14 protein-coding genes are annotated in these 14552 nt (G+C 62.2%); 10 read left to right on the top strand and 4 right to left on the bottom strand.

The window, feature by feature from the left end; translation table 11 throughout:
- The first annotated feature begins 77 nt into the window (after positions 1–77).
- The 3 genes from lon (at position 78) to ACIP02_RS14640 (ending at position 4953) form a co-directional block, all read left to right on the top strand.
- Entirely contained in the window at positions 78–2474 is a 2397-nt protein-coding gene (gene lon, locus ACIP02_RS14650; RefSeq protein ID WP_400617504.1) for an endopeptidase La, read from the top strand.
- 153 nt (positions 2475–2627) lie between these two features.
- Entirely contained in the window at positions 2628–2900 is a 273-nt protein-coding gene (locus tag ACIP02_RS14645; RefSeq protein ID WP_016485887.1) for an HU family DNA-binding protein, read from the top strand.
- A gap of 181 nt (positions 2901–3081) precedes the next feature.
- Positions 3082–4953: a SurA N-terminal domain-containing protein gene (locus tag ACIP02_RS14640; RefSeq protein ID WP_400617503.1), complete on the top strand. Its 1872-nt coding sequence runs from the start codon at positions 3082–3084 to the stop codon at positions 4951–4953.
- Between the two features lie 165 nt (positions 4954–5118).
- Here the strand turns inward: ACIP02_RS14640 and ACIP02_RS14635 are convergent, their stop codons facing one another.
- Positions 5119–6159, bottom strand: a complete 1041-nt coding sequence (locus ACIP02_RS14635; protein ID WP_400617502.1) for a patatin-like phospholipase family protein — start codon at positions 6157–6159, stop codon at positions 5119–5121.
- A 177-nt stretch (positions 6160–6336) separates the two neighbouring features.
- Between ACIP02_RS14635 and ACIP02_RS14630 the strand changes: the two genes are divergently transcribed.
- The 3 genes from ACIP02_RS14630 to ACIP02_RS14620 all read left to right on the top strand — a co-directional run bounded on the left by ACIP02_RS14630 (position 6337) and on the right by ACIP02_RS14620 (position 8284).
- Entirely contained in the window at positions 6337–6615 is a 279-nt protein-coding gene (locus ACIP02_RS14630) for a hypothetical protein (RefSeq protein ID WP_056800193.1), read from the top strand.
- Positions 6616–6629: 14 nt separating this feature from the next.
- On the top strand, positions 6630–7397 hold the full coding sequence (locus ACIP02_RS14625) for a CHAD domain-containing protein (RefSeq protein ID WP_400617501.1): 768 nt from the start codon (positions 6630–6632) through the stop codon (positions 7395–7397).
- An 89-nt stretch (positions 7398–7486) separates the two neighbouring features.
- A complete protein-coding gene (locus ACIP02_RS14620; protein WP_400617500.1) occupies positions 7487–8284 on the top strand; it encodes an acyl-CoA thioesterase in 798 nt (265 codons plus the stop codon).
- 157 nt (positions 8285–8441) lie between these two features.
- Here ACIP02_RS14620 and ACIP02_RS14615 read toward each other — a convergent pair whose 3' ends face one another.
- From ACIP02_RS14615 to ACIP02_RS14605, 3 genes are all read right to left on the bottom strand, one after another.
- Positions 8442–8810 carry an Mpo1-like protein gene (locus tag ACIP02_RS14615; RefSeq protein ID WP_400617499.1) on the bottom strand — a complete coding sequence of 123 codons (369 nt, stop codon included), beginning with the start codon at positions 8808–8810 and terminating at the stop codon, positions 8442–8444.
- A gap of 75 nt (positions 8811–8885) precedes the next feature.
- On the bottom strand, positions 8886–10364 hold the full coding sequence (locus tag ACIP02_RS14610) for a methyl-accepting chemotaxis protein (RefSeq protein WP_400617498.1): 1479 nt from the start codon (positions 10362–10364) through the stop codon (positions 8886–8888).
- A gap of 243 nt (positions 10365–10607) precedes the next feature.
- Positions 10608–11402, bottom strand: a complete 795-nt coding sequence (locus ACIP02_RS14605) for a TatD family hydrolase (protein ID WP_400617497.1) — start codon at positions 11400–11402, stop codon at positions 10608–10610.
- A gap of 156 nt (positions 11403–11558) precedes the next feature.
- Between ACIP02_RS14605 and ACIP02_RS14600 the strand changes: the two genes are divergently transcribed.
- From ACIP02_RS14600 to greB, 4 genes are all read left to right on the top strand, one after another.
- Positions 11559–12965: a transglycosylase SLT domain-containing protein gene (locus ACIP02_RS14600; RefSeq protein WP_400617496.1), complete on the top strand. Its 1407-nt coding sequence runs from the start codon at positions 11559–11561 to the stop codon at positions 12963–12965.
- 112 nt (positions 12966–13077) lie between these two features.
- On the top strand, positions 13078–13515 hold the full coding sequence (locus ACIP02_RS14595) for a DoxX family protein (RefSeq protein ID WP_400617495.1): 438 nt from the start codon (positions 13078–13080) through the stop codon (positions 13513–13515).
- A gap of 213 nt (positions 13516–13728) precedes the next feature.
- Positions 13729–14037, top strand: coding sequence for a hypothetical protein (locus ACIP02_RS14590; protein ID WP_400617494.1), 309 nt, complete (start codon positions 13729–13731; stop codon positions 14035–14037).
- Positions 14038–14047: 10 nt separating this feature from the next.
- Positions 14048–14521, top strand: coding sequence for a transcription elongation factor GreB (gene greB / locus ACIP02_RS14585; protein WP_400617493.1), 474 nt, complete (start codon positions 14048–14050; stop codon positions 14519–14521).
- Positions 14522–14552: the final 31 nt, after the last annotated feature.

Below are 14552 nucleotides of genomic sequence, written 5' to 3'. Positions count from 1 at the left end.
CCAAGCGTGCCCCCACATTAGGTCCAAGCATCATTTCCACCGGTTTCCGGCCACAAGGCCGCTGTAGAGGCGAAATCATGAAGACCACCCTCGACTTGCCTCTTTTGCCATTGCGCGATGTCGTTGTTTACCCGCACATGGTTATCCCGCTGTTCGTGGGGCGCGAAAAGTCCATCGAAGCCCTCGAGGCAGCGATGACGGGCGAAAAGCAGATTCTGCTGCTGGCCCAGAAGAACCCAGCCGATGACGACCCGGGCGAGGACGCCTTGTACCGCGTCGGTACCGTTGCCACCGTGCTGCAACTGCTGAAGCTGCCTGATGGCACCGTCAAGGTGCTGGTCGAGGGCGAGCAGCGTGGCGCCGTTGAGCGTTTCACCGAAGTAGAAGGGCACATCCGTGCCGAAGTTTCCCTGATCGATGAAACCGACACCGCCGAGCGCGAGTCGGAAGTGTTCGTGCGCACGCTGCTGTCGCAATTCGAGCAGTACGTGCAGCTGGGCAAGAAGGTCCCTGCCGAAGTGCTGTCGTCGCTGAACAGCATCGAAGAGCCGGGGCGCCTGGTCGACACCATGGCCGCACACATGGCCCTGAAGATCGAACAGAAGCAGGAAATCCTTGAAATCGTCGACCTGACCACGCGTGTCGAACACGTGCTGGCGCTGCTGGATGCCGAAATCGACCTGCTGCAGGTTGAAAAGCGCATTCGCGGCCGGGTCAAGAAGCAGATGGAGCGCAGCCAGCGCGAGTACTACCTGAATGAGCAAATGAAGGCCATTCAGAAAGAGCTGGGTGATGGCGACGAAGGCCACAACGAAGTCGAAGAGCTGAAAAAACGCATCGAAGCTGCCGGCCTGCCCAAAGATGCCTTGACCAAGGCCCAGGCCGAGCTGAACAAGCTCAAGCAGATGTCGCCGATGTCAGCCGAAGCCACCGTGGTGCGGTCGTACCTCGACTGGCTGGTGCAAGTGCCGTGGAAGGCCCAGAGCAAGGTGCGCCTTGACCTGACCAAGGCGGAGGAAATCCTTGATGCCGACCATTATGGTCTGGAAGAGGTCAAGGAACGTATCCTCGAGTACCTTGCCGTACAGAAACGCGTGAAGAAAATCCGTGGCCCGGTGCTGTGCCTGGTCGGTCCACCTGGCGTCGGCAAGACCTCGCTGGCCGAGTCGATCGCTGCGGCCACCAACCGCAAGTTCGTGCGCATGGCCTTGGGTGGCGTGCGTGACGAGGCCGAGATCCGTGGCCACCGCCGTACCTACATCGGCTCGATGCCAGGCCGCCTGATCCAGAAGATGACCAAGGTGGGGGTGCGCAACCCGCTGTTCCTGCTCGACGAAATCGACAAGATGGGCAGCGACATGCGAGGCGACCCGGCCTCGGCACTGCTGGAAGTGCTCGACCCGGAGCAGAACCACAACTTCAACGACCACTACCTGGAGGTTGATTACGACCTCTCGGACGTGATGTTCCTGTGCACCTCGAACTCGATGAACATCCCGCCGGCGCTGCTCGACCGCATGGAAGTCATCCGCCTGCCGGGCTACACCGAGGACGAGAAGATCAACATCGCGGTAAAGTACCTGGTGCCCAAGCAGGTCAAGGCCAACGGTTTGAAGAAGGAAGAGCTGGAGGTCGATGTTTCGGCGATCCGCGACATCATCCGTTACTACACCCGCGAAGCCGGTGTGCGTGGCCTGGAGCGGCAAATCGCCAAGGTCTGCCGCAAGGTGGTCAAGGAACATACCGGGCAGAAGCAGGTCAAGGTCAAGGTGGCCAGCGAGCAGCTGGAGCACCTGCTGGGGGTACGCAAGTTCCGCTACGGCCTGGCCGAGCAGCAAGACCAGATCGGCCAGGTTACCGGCCTGGCCTGGACCCAGGTGGGCGGCGAACTGCTGACCATCGAAGCCGTGGTTATCCCCGGCAAGGGTCAGTTGATCAAGACGGGCTCGCTGGGCGATGTCATGGTCGAGTCGATTACCGCCGCGCAGACCGTGGTGCGTAGCCGCGCCCGCAGCCTGGGGGTCGCCGCCGACTTCCACGAGAAGCACGACGTGCACATCCATATGCCTGAGGGCGCCACGCCAAAGGACGGCCCAAGTGCCGGTATTGGCATGTGCACCGCGCTGGTGTCGGCGCTGACGCAGATTCCGGTGCGTGCCGACGTGGCCATGACCGGCGAAATTACCCTGCGCGGCCAGGTGCTGGCCATCGGCGGGCTGAAGGAAAAACTGCTGGCAGCACACCGTGGCGGGATCAAGACGGTGATCATTCCGGAGGAGAATGTTCGCGATCTGAAGGAGATTCCGGAGAACATCAAACAGGATCTGCAGATCAAACCGGTCAAATGGATTGACGAAGTCCTGCAAATTGCGCTGCAATACGCCCCGGAGCCCTTGCCAGATGTGGCTCCTGAGATTGTCGCGAAAGAAGAAAAGCGCGACGGCGATGCCAAGGAAAGAATCAGCACGCATTAGTAGTTTTTGCTTGGGGGGCTTTCCTTGACAGTTTTTTCGAGGCCTTGCTATAAAGCGGCACGTTATTGTCAACAAAGCCTCCCAACGTACGTTTCATAAGCTTTTCATTACATACTTAGAAACAAACTCAATAGAGAAATAAGGGGACTTAGAGTGAACAAGTCGGAACTGATTGACGCTATCGCTGCATCGGCTGACATTTCCAAAGCTACCGCAGGTAAGGCTCTGGACGCTGTGATCGACTCCGTAACCGGTGCCCTGAAAGCAGGCGACGACGTCGTTCTGGTTGGCTTCGGTACCTTCTCGGTCAAGGATCGCGCCGAGCGCACCGGCCGCAACCCACAAACCGGCAAGGCGATCAAGATTGAAGCCGCCAAGGTTCCAGGTTTCAAGGCAGGCAAAGGCCTGAAAGACGCCGTCAACTAAGTCGTCTTTCAGCCGGACCCGGCCTGGCCAGGTCCGAGCGCGCTGATGGCGGGGCGCAAACGTTCCCGCCTGACACGTTTGCTAAGCAAAGGCGCATCCTCGGATGCGCCTTTCTTTTATCAGGATTCTACCCACGCTCCGCGGTTGTCGACGCAGTGGTACAGCCGTTTCTGGGGGACGCATGCTGCAAAATATCAGGGACAATTCACAAGGTTGGATTGCCAAGACCATCATCGGCCTTATCGTCGTGTTGATGGCGTTGACCGGTTTCGAAGCTATTTTCCAGGCCGCCACCCATAGCCAGGACGCCGCCAAGGTGAACGGCCAGACCATCAGCCAGAACGAGCTGAGCCAGGCGGCCGACATGCAGCGCCGTCAGTTGATGCAACAGTTGGGCAAGGATTTCGACCCGGCGCTGCTGGATGACAAATTGCTGCGTGAAGAGGCCCTCAAGGGCCTGATCAGCCGCAAGCTGTTGCTGCAAGGTGCCGAAGACGCCAAGTTTGCCTTCTCCGAGGCCGCGCTGGATCAGGTGATCCTGCAGACGCCAGAGTTCCAGGTGGACGGCAAGTTCAGTGCCGACCGTTTTGACCAGGTCATCCGCCAGATGGGCTACGGCCGCATGCAGTTCCGCGAGATGCTCGCCGAGGAAATGCTCATCGGCCAGCTGCGCACCGGCCTTGCCGGCAGCAGCTTCGTCACCGACCAGCAGGTCGATGCCTTTGCTCGCCTGGAGAAGCAGACCCGTGACTTCGCCTCCTTGACCTTCAAGGCCGACCCGGCTGCGGTCAAGGTCAGCGACGAGGAGGTCAAGGCGCACTACGACCAGCACGCCAAGGAGTTCATGTCGCCTGACCAGGTGGTGATCGACTACATCGAGCTGAAGAAGTCGGCGTACTTCGACCAGGTCAAGGTCACCGATGAAGAGCTCAAGGCGCAGTACGAGAAGGAAATCGCCAACCTTGCCGAGCAGCGCCACGCGGCGCACATCCTCATCGAAGTCAACGACAAGGTCACCGACGCCCAGGCCAAGGCCCGTGCCGAAGAGATCGAACAGCGCCTGGCCAAGGGTGAAAACTTTGCCGCACTGGCCAAGGAATTCTCCCAGGACCCAGGTTCGGCCAGCAACGGTGGTGACCTTGGCTTCGCCGGCCCGGGTGTCTACGACCCGGCGTTCGAAGAGGCACTGTACAAGCTGCAGGATGGTCAGGTATCGGCGCCGGTACGCACCGAGTTCGGGTACCACCTGATCAAGCTGCTGGGCGTAGAGGCACCTGAGGTGCCGAGCTTCGCCAGCCTGAAAGACAAGCTGACCCGCGACCTGAAGATCCCGCTGGTCGAGCAGCGTTACGTCGACGCCAGCAAGCAGTTGCAGGATGCTGCCTACGAGGCTTCCGACCTGGCCCAACCGGCTCAGGACCTGAACCTCAAGGTGCACACCTCCGCAGCCTTTGGCCGCGAGGGTGGTGAAGGCATTACTGCCAACCGTTCGGTGGTGCAGGCTGCGTTCTCCGAAGAAGTGCTTGACGAGGGTGCCAACAGCACCGCCATCGAGCTTGACCCGGAAACCACCGTGGTGCTGCGCGTCAAGGAACACCGCAAGCCAGAGCAACTGCCGCTGGAGGCCGTAGCCCAGAATATCCGTGAGCACCTGGCCAAGGAGAAGGCGACTGCCGAACTCAAGACCAAGGCGGACAAGCTGATTGCCGGCCTGCGTGACGGTTCCATCGCAGCGGGCAGTGCGCACGAAGGGCAGGGCTGGAAAGCCTACGAAGCGGTCACCCGTGGTCAGGACGGCATCGACCCGGCCGAACTGCAGGCGCTGTTCCGCCTGGGCAAGCCGCAAGCCAAAGACAAGCCGGTGTATGGCAGCGTCGTGCTGCGTGACGGTAGCCTGGTGGTGCTGCAGCTCAAGGGTGTCAACGAAGGCGCGACCGCCACCGATGAAGAGAAGCAGCAGATTCGCCGCTACCTCGCATCGCGTGCTGGCCAGCAGGACTTCGCGGCCTACCGCAAGCAGCTGGAAGCCAATGCGGACATCACCCGTTACTAAGGTGATTGCTGCATGACAAACAGGCCGCCTTGTGCGGCCTGTTTCGTTTGCGCAACCTGTACGGGCCTCTTCGCGGGTAAACCCGCTCCTACAAGGGAATGGGTCAACCCTGGGCCTTGTAGGAGCGGGTTTACCCGCGAAGAGGCCAGTGCAGGCAGTACAGCTCTAGCGCTTCACCCCTTCATAACTGTCCAGCGTATCCCGCGCAATCTCCCGCCCCAAGGCGATCAGCTCCGGCGCCTTGTAGAACTCGAAAAACCGGCACACCCGCTTGGGCACGTTGATCAGCACATCTGGCGGATAGCCGGCGATCTTGTATTGCGCCAACGAAGTCTGCATGACCTCGAAGCTCTGGTTGATCAAGTCCAGCAATGAGGCCGGCCCGACGTTGTCGATGATGAACGAACCGGTCGCCGACTTCGGCGCGCCCTCGCGCTCCGGTGCCGCTGCCGGCTGCTGGCCTTCCGGGGCAATGCCGTCGCTCATCCACGGGCTTGGCGGTGCCAGCCCTTCGGCGACGATTTCCTGTTCGATGCGCATCAGCTCCTCCGCCGGCTTGCGCCGGAACGGCAGGCGTGAACCCAGTGAGCTGAGCAAGGCGTCGAAGCGCATCTTGAACGCTGCCGGCCGTTCGATCACCGGTAACTGGTATTGTTTCTGGTTGGTGGCGTTGAGGTTGACCGCAATGATCAGGTCGCAATGGCTGGACACCACCGGCACGATCGGCAACGGGTTGAGGATGCCACCATCGACCAGCATGCGGTTGCCCTGCATCACCGGGGTGAACAGGCTGGGGATGGCCGCCGAGGCGCGCATTGCCTGGTGCAGGCAGCCTTCCTGAAACCAGATTTCCTGCTGGTTGGTCAGGTCGGCAGCCACCGCCGTGTAGGGGATGCGCAGTTGTTCGATGTTGATTTCGCCAACAATCTTGCGAATCTGCCCGAACACCTTGTCGCCGCGTATCGCGCCGAGGCGAAAACTGACGTCGACCAGGCGCAAAACGTCGAGGTAATCAAGGCTCTCGATCCAGTTGCGGTAGTCGTCGAGCTTGCCGGCGGCGTAGATCCCGCCGATGACGGCACCCATGGAGCAGCCAGCGATGCAGGCGATGTCGTAGCCACGGCGCTCTATTTCCTCAATCACGCCAATATGTGCATACCCCCGGGCTCCGCCCGATCCCAGTACCAGTGCCACGCGTTTACTCATGAACATTCCCCGGCCAGTGCCACCATGGTCCTACAATGCACCCATCGCTGCCTGTGCTTCAATGTTGATCGTGCTGAGCTACTGTAATAATGCCGGTGAGGCAAAGCCGGCTGGACAGGGCACTTTTCTGCTACCGGGGCGTCGAACAGCCACCGTTTTTCCATTGAGGTATTACTGATGAAAGCCTGGATCTGCCTTCCACTGATTGCCCTGGCCCTTGCCGGCTGCGCGGGCAAGACGGCCTACCGAGAGAGTTGTGCTACCCAGCTGGATGCCGCCTGGAAGGAACTGGACCTGGCCAAGGCAGAAGGCTTTGCCGGTGCCGTGAGTTACTCCAAGGCTTTGTCGCTGTTGACCGGGGCCAAGACCCAGCAGCAGTTCGAAGGTTACGAAAGCTGCACTAACAAAGCCGAGAAGGCGCGCTTCTACATTCGCGAGTCCCGCGCCGGGCGCTGACCAAGGAGCGTCTTATGTCTGCCATGCTCGACCATGTCGTTGCCCAGATACTGGCCTTGCAAGTACGCCTGCTGGCCTGTCGCGAACGCCTGGCAGCCGATACTGACAGCGAGGCGCTGCACGACCTGCGCATCGCCGTGCGCCGCCTGCGCAGCCTGCTGCGGCCACTGCGCGGGTTGCCGGGCGTGGAGCAGCTGGAGGACGCTGCCAGTTCGCTGGGCACCCTGACCACGCCGCTGCGCGACCGCGAGGTGCTGGCGGGCGAACTGATCAGTCGCGGCTATACCGAAGCCGGTCAGCGGCGCCAGGAAGGGCGCGCCAGAACCTTCGCCCGTATCGCGGCCAGCCCGCAACTGGCGCGGGTGTTGGCCATTGTCGATGCATTTCCGTTGTTTCTGCGTGCGGCGGGCCGTGAAGGCTTGGTCAAGTCGCTGGACAAACGCATCGACAAGCGCCTGGTCAAACAGTGGCGCAAGTTGCACCAAGCCTTGCAGGACCCGGCACACGATCGCCATCGCCTGCGCCTGCTGATCAAGCGTGCGCGCTATGGCGATGAGGCCTACCCGCAGCTCGACCACGCCGGGAAAAAGCTGCAACGCTTGCTGAAAAAGGCCCAGGGCGACCTGGGTGACTGGCACGATCGCCTGCAATGGCTGCTGCAAGCTCGGGACCACGCCGACCTGGCGCCCTGCAAGGTCGATTGGGAGCAGGAGTTGCACGAGGCCGAGCGCAAGTCGGATGTGACCCTGGACGCCCTGCAACAGGCGTTGGCGCGACGCTAGCCCGAACAATGACCGAAATGCGGGCTGATCGCCCGGGGTTTGCTGGCTAGGATGGGCAGACCCTTTTCGCTGCAGGCAGGAGCCGGTCCATGAATTTCAACCAATTGCTCGACGCGGTGCGGGCCAACCCGAATGCCGTCAGTGTTCCGCCCAGCTGGGCCCAGGGGCGTGCTGTTTTTGGCGGGCTGATGGCGGCCATGGTGTATGAGGCCATGCGCCTGAAACTCTGCGACAGCCGCCCGGTGCGCTCGCTGGCCATCAGCTTTGTAGCGCCGGCGGCTGCGGATGTGCCCATCCGTTTCGAGGTCGAAGTGCTGCGCGAAGGCAAAGCGGTCAGTACCTTGCTCGGTCGTGCCGTTCAGGATGGCCAGGTGGTGACCCTGGTACAGGGCAACTTCGGTGCGGGGCGGCCTTCGGTGGTAGAGGTGCCGGCGCTACCGGCCATGAAAATGAAGGCGCTTGAAGACGCGGCGCCCGAGTTGCCCTGTATCCAGGGCGTGACCCCGGAGTTCATGCGCCACGTGGCTTTGCGCTGGGCAGTGGGTGGGTTGCCGTTCAGTGGCAATCAATCGCGAAAGATGGGCGGCTGGGTGCGCTTGCGCGACGTGGCCGAAGAGCAGGTCAACGAAGCGCACCTGCTGGCGCTGGTCGATGCCTGGCCGCCGAGCCTGATGCCGTTTCTCAAGCAGCCCGCTGCGGGCAGTACGCTGACCTGGACCATCGAGTTCATTCAGCCCACGGCCACGCTGTCGACGCTGGACTGGTGCCAGTACTGTGTGGAAACCGAGCATGCGCGGGACGGTTATGGGCATGCAGCGGCGGCGTTGTGGACGGCACAAGGCGAGTTGCTGGCCCTGAGTCGGCAGACGGTCACCGTGTTTGCTTAACGGGCAGCCACAATTCCCTGTAGGAGCGGCCTTGTGTCGCGAAAGGGCCGCATAGCGGCCGCAGCTACCTCCACTGCGAAGCTGCAGTTCTGGGGCTGCTGCGCAGCCCTATCGCGACGCAAGGCCGCTCCTACAGGGACCGCACTAGGCTGCTGGATCAACGCCGATGCTTATGCCGCTCCCGCCAGGCCTTTAACCAGGCCCCGCTCAACACAAAGCGCGGGAAGGTGATGAACTGCTCGGTCAGCAGCCGTTGCACGGCATCCTGGCGGTTGGCGAACGGCTCGGGTTGTTCGGCTTCCAGCCGGTGCCCGTGGCGCTGCAGGCCAAGACCGGCAATCAAGGCAATGATACCCACCGCGATCTGGCCCAGATCAAGGCCGAACAGGCCGGACAGCATCAGCAGCGCACCCAGGATGAACAACGGCACGGCGATCAGGTGCAGCACCAGGTTGGCCGGGTGGCGGTGGTTATGGTGGTAGCCGCGCCATTGCCAGGCGGGCAGGTTGGGCAGGCGTTTGCTCATGGGCAGTTCCTCATCGTCATGCCCAAAGCTTAGTGCGGCCCCCGTCAAGGGGCCAATCGAGGCTGGCTATGGCGACTATAGCTTGAGCTGGCCAATCGCCTTGCTCAGCTCGCCGGCCAGGGTCGCCAGTTCACTGCTGGTGGTGGCTGAGCACACGGTCTGCTGCACGGTCTGCTCGGTGACATCGCGAATGCTCACCACGGCGCGGTTCATTTCCTCGGCCACCTGGCTTTGCTGTTCCGCCGCGACGGCGATCTGGGTGTTGCTTTCGCGCATTTGCGCCACCGCGCCGGTAATTTCTGCCAGCGCTTCGCCGGCTTCCTGTGCCTGGCGCACGCAGTTGTCGGCCTTGTACGAGCTTTCCTGCATGAACTCCACTGCATCGCGGGTGCCCAACTGCAGCGCCGAGACCATGGTGGTGATTTCATCGGTCGAGGTTTGCACACGCTTGGCCAGGTTGCGCACCTCGTCGGCTACCACGGCAAAGCCGCGGCCCAGGTCGCCGGCGCGCGCCGCTTCGATGGCCGCGTTCAGGGCCAGCAGGTTGGTCTGTTCGGCGATGCTGTGGATCACGCTGACCACGCCGTTGATTTTCTGGCTGTCTTCAGCCAGCTGGCGAATCATTTCGGCGGTTTGCTGCACGCCGCTGGACAAACCGGAAATTGAATCCTGCACGCGGCTGACCACCTCTTTGCCGCTGCCGGCGAGGGTATCGGCGGTTTGTGACAGGTCACGGGTGGCGCCGGCATGCTGGGCGATGTGGTGCACGGTCGCCGACATTTCGTTGATGGCGGTGGCGGCCTGGTCGGTCTCGCTTTGCTGGCCAAGCATGCCGTGGCGCACGTCATTCATGCTGGCGGCCAGGCGTGCGGCACCCGAGTCAAGCTGTGCCGCGGTGTGGGCGACGGTGCTGACGACCCGGTGGTAGGTAGCCTGCATGGCGTTGAAAGCGCCGGCCATCTGGCCGACTTCGTCGCCACAGGCCAAGGGCACGCGGGCAGCCAGGTCGCCGGTCTTTTCCACGTGCAGCATGACATCCTTCAGAGTATTGAGCTGGGTGAGCAAGAAGCGGATCAGCAGTTGCGAGGCGCCGAGCATGGCCAGCATCAGGATCAGCACACACACCGCGTAATTGCTGAAACGGTCGAAGAACACCTGGCGCAGGCTGGGCGACTGGGCCAACACGGCCATTTGCTGATCGCCGCTGCGCAGTACCTGCGCACCGCGTAACGGGTTGTCGCCAAGAATCCAGGCGCTTGGCAGTTCGACCCAGCCTTGGGCATTGCGCAGGGTATCGAGGGGTTCGCCGGCGAAGCTCGGGGTTTGCCCGGCTGGCCAGCTGATGACATTGGCCGGGCGCGGCAGCGCTTGCCCGCCTGGCCAGGCAGCCAGCAGCTGGGCTTGCGCGGCGGCCTGGGCTTGTGCCGCCTCGGCGCGGGCGCGTTGCTCCAGGTGCACGGCGTAGAGCACCAGCAACAGGGTTGTGACAAAGGCCACCGCGTTGACGGCCCAGAATTTGTACTTCAGGGAAACATTGCTAAGCCAGGCACCCATGGGCAGGTCTTCTCTGAGTTGAGCGGAAACAATATTGGCAAGGTGCCATCATTGTGCCAGCCAAAGCCAGGTTGTTTCTTGATATGTATCAAGAAAGATCTCCCCACTTCATGCGCGATATCCAATGGCTTGCCCAAACCCTTGTAGGAGCGGCTTTAGCCGCGAACACCGGCACAGCCGGTGCCATCTACCGCGGCGCCTGGTTCGCGGGCAAGCCCGCTCCTACAAAGAATGATGTCAGCTTCAGAGCTGGAAAAACGCCCGCGCGGTGGCGGTGGTATGCGCCGCCGTGTGCTCGGCCGTTTCACCCCGGTGCAAGGCCACCTCGCGCAGCACCTCCGGCAGGAACGCCGGCTCGTTGCGCCCGCTCTTCGGCTTCGGCCGCAGGCTGCGCGGGAGCAGGTAGGGCGCATCGCTTTCCAGCATCAGCCGGCCTTCGGCAATGTTGCCCACCAGCGGATGCAGGTGGGTGCCACGGCGTTCATCGCAGATCCACCCGGTAATGCCGATGTGCAGGTCCATGTCGAGGTAGGCGAACAACGCCTCGCGCTCCCCGGTAAAGCAGTGCACCACCGCAGCGGTCAGCTGGTCGCGGTAATCCTTCAGAATCGCCAGCAAGCGTTCGCTGGCATCGCGTTCATGCAGGAACACCGGCAGGCCCAGCTCGACGGCCAGGGCCAGCTGGGCCTCCAGGGCTTTTTCCTGGAGCGGGCGAGGGGAGAAGTCGCGGTTGAAATCCAGGCCGCATTCGCCCACGGCACGTACCCGCGGCTCGCTCAGCAGTTGGCGCAGCTGGCGCTCGCTGCCGGCATCCCAGGCCTTGGCATCATGGGGGTGTACACCCGCTGTGGCGAACAGGTGTTCGCCGCTGGCATCCAGTTGCTGGCACAGCTCCAGAGCCTGTTCGCTGACGGCCAGGCTGGTGCCCGTCAGCACCATTTGCGTCACCCCGGCCTCGATGGCGCGCTCGACAATGGCTGCCTGTTGGTCGTGGAAACTGCTGTTGGTCAGGTTGACGCCGATATCGATCAGTTGCATGGTGTTATCTCGTGCCGCGGGGCGGCCAGCATAGCAAAAACCGGGTTTTTCTGAAAAAACCAAGAACTTCATGCTGTTGCCGTGGTCTTTTGCCGTCATTTATCACTTGGCGGTGCAACCCATGGATGCCGCCACCGACCATGGACACGCTTTCGCATGCCGCGATTCTGGCTCACTTTTTTGCTCACGCTTGGGTTGGCCTTGCCTGCCCCGGCCCAGGCGCGAGTCCCGGGGCCGCAGCAGAACATACCGCCCGCCAAGGTCCGTGACTTGCAGCAGGTTCGCAGCAGCAAGGTGCTGCGGGTACTGGTCAACCAGAGCCGCAACAGCTCAGGTGAGGTCAAAGGCGAACCGGTCGGCATCGAATACTATCGCCTGCGGGCCCTGGAGCATTTTCTCAATGCCCGCAGCGATGACGATCAGCAGATCCAGCTGAAGCTGATCCCGCGGGCCAAGGAGCAATTGCTGGGCGCCCTGGCACGAGGCGAGGGTGACCTGGCTGCGCCGGGCGAATTGCTCGACCCCGGTACTGTGCGTGGTGTCAGCGGCAGTGCACCGATTGTTGATCAGGTGCCACTGACGTTGGTGGGGCGCAAAGGCGAACGCAGCTTCAGCAAGCTCGAACAGCTGTCCGGGCGCACCGTGGCGTTGACCAGTGCCAGTGCCGCTGGCCCGCTGATCCAGCAGGCCAATCAGCAACTGGCGTTGCGCAAGCGGCCACCTATCAAGGTGGAATGGGTCGACGCGACGCTGGCCGTGGAAGATGTGCTGGAAATGGTGCAGGCCGGCATCTATCACCTGACCGTGGTCGAGCAGCCCATTGCGCGGCGTTGGGCGCGGGTGATGCCGCGGCTGCGCCTGGACAGCCGGGTGAGTCTGGGGGCACCGCAAGCCATGCGCTGGTATGTCGGGCAGGATGCGCCGCAGTTGCTGGCTGCGGTCGATCACTTCCTGAAGGGTTATCGCGCGCCGGACAACCAGGATGCCGCGTTCGAGCGCATCTACCGCCGCCAGTACCGGGTGCACAACCCGTTGGCCAGCAAGGACCGCCAGCGCCTGGCATCGGTGCGGGCGGTATTGCAGAAGCATGGTGAGGCGCAGCAGATCGACTGGCTCAACCTGGCCGCGCTGGCGTTCAAGGAGTCAACGCTGAACCCGGGCGCTCGCGGTAGCGGGGGCGCCCACGGCCTGATGCAGATCACCCCTTCGGCGGCCCAGCGCGTGGGGGTGAGCAATACCGCCACGGTGGATGGTAATGTCCTGGCCAGCGCCCGCTACCTGGCGCTGATCCGGCGCAAGTTCTTTGCCAGTGCCAAGATCAATGAGCGAGAGCGCATGGCCTTTGTGCTCGCCGCGTACAACCTTGGCCCCGAGCGCGTGCAGGCCATGCGCGCCGAGGCCCGGCGGCGCGGGCTCAATGGCAACCAGTGGTTCTTCCAGACCGAGCGCATTGCCATGGAGCAGGTGGGCATGGGGCCGGTCAACTTCGTCAACAGCGTCAACAAGTACTACCTCGCGTTCAACCGCGAGCGTGCCGTGCTGGAGCGTGTCGCCAGGCGCTGACAAATCGATTCTATCGATTGTTATGTTGGGTTTTTTGCGATTTTCATATCTACATAATTGATTATGATGGCGCCATCCCAACACAACTGCTTCGCTTCAAGGACACTTCTACATGAACAACAGCTCCCTCAACGCCCCGTTCTCCACCCGTGCTGGCGCTGGCCTCAGCGTTATCCGCATCCTGGTCGGCATCATCTTCATGGCGCATGGCGCACAAAAACTGTTCGGCCTGTTCGGCGGCTATGGCCTGGAAGGTACCGGCCAGTGGATGGAAAGCATCGGCCTGGCCCCGGGTTACCTGATGGCCCTGTTGTCCGGTAGCGCCGAATTCTTCGGTGGCCTGGCGCTGGTGGTAGGCCTGTTGGCTCGCCCGGCGGCCCTGGCGCTGAGCGTGACCTTGGTGGTGGCGATCTTCTCGGTGCACATTGGCAATGGCCTGTTCATGTCCAACAACGGCTACGAGTTCGCCTTGGCGCTGCTGGCCGGTACGGTTGCGGTGATGATCGAAGGCGCTGGCCGCTTCTCGCTGGACCGCCTGATCGCCCGCTGATAAGCCGCCGATGTCAAGATACAAGCCTCATACCGATTGAGGCTTGTATCTTGCCGCTTGTAGCTCTAGCATACCGCCTGCGCCGATTTAAACAGCTACTTGCGGGGCGCAGGAAAGCCCCACCTCTGGGTCATCCGAAATACCGCTAAAGCGCTGGTTCGGTGACGCCTCCCACCGCTGCCCAGCGGGATTCGCGAGGCGGAGAATAGCTCCATGAGTTGCCCACGTACCAGTGTCTGTCTAAGCCCTTTGCCTGCCAGCCAGGCATCCCGCACACCGCGCATCCTGCTCGGCGGCCAGCATCAGCCCACTCTTTTACGTCACCTCGAAGGCCTGTCACGGCGCAAGGGCCAGGCGCGCGCGTTTCTGATTCAGTTCGCCGATAGCGCCTGCAATCTGGCGCAGTATGGCAATGATCGTTTCGACCTCGCCGTCATCCAGGCGCCGGCACCGCAAGAGGCCGCCGAAGTCATCGGCCACCTTACCCGCATCGCGCGCCAGGGCTTGATTACCCGCCGCTGAGGAGCGCCTGTTGAGCACCAACATCATCACCACGGAAGGCCATGAGGCGCTGAAGAAAGAACTCGACCACCTGTGGCGGGTGTATCGCCCGGAAATCACCCAGAAGGTAGCCTGGGCGGCGTCGCTGGGTGATCGCAGTGAGAACGCCGACTACCAGTACAACAAGAAGCTGCTGCGCGAGATCGACCGCCGGGTGCGGTACCTGCGCAAGCGCCTTGAGGATGTGAAGGTGGTGGCCTACTCGCCGGAGCAGGAAGGCAAAGTGTTTTTCGGCGCCTGGGTCGAAATCGAGAACGACGAGGGCGAGGCCATGAAGTTTCGCATCGTCGGCTATGACGAGATCTACGGGCGCAACGACTACATCTCGATCGATTCGCCCATGGCCCGCGCCTTGCTGAAAAAGGAGGAGGGCGATGAGGTGGTGGTGCACACGCCTACCGGTGAGGCGACCTGGTATGTGAACAGCATCACTTACGACCAGTGAATTGATGTTGCCTGTGCGGGCCTCTTCGCGG

Source organism: Pseudomonas sp. NPDC089408, from assembly GCF_044749445.1.
In the GTDB taxonomy this organism is placed as follows: Bacteria; Pseudomonadota; Gammaproteobacteria; order Pseudomonadales; family Pseudomonadaceae; genus Aquipseudomonas.
This window is presented reverse-complemented; position numbering and strand designations above follow the sequence as displayed.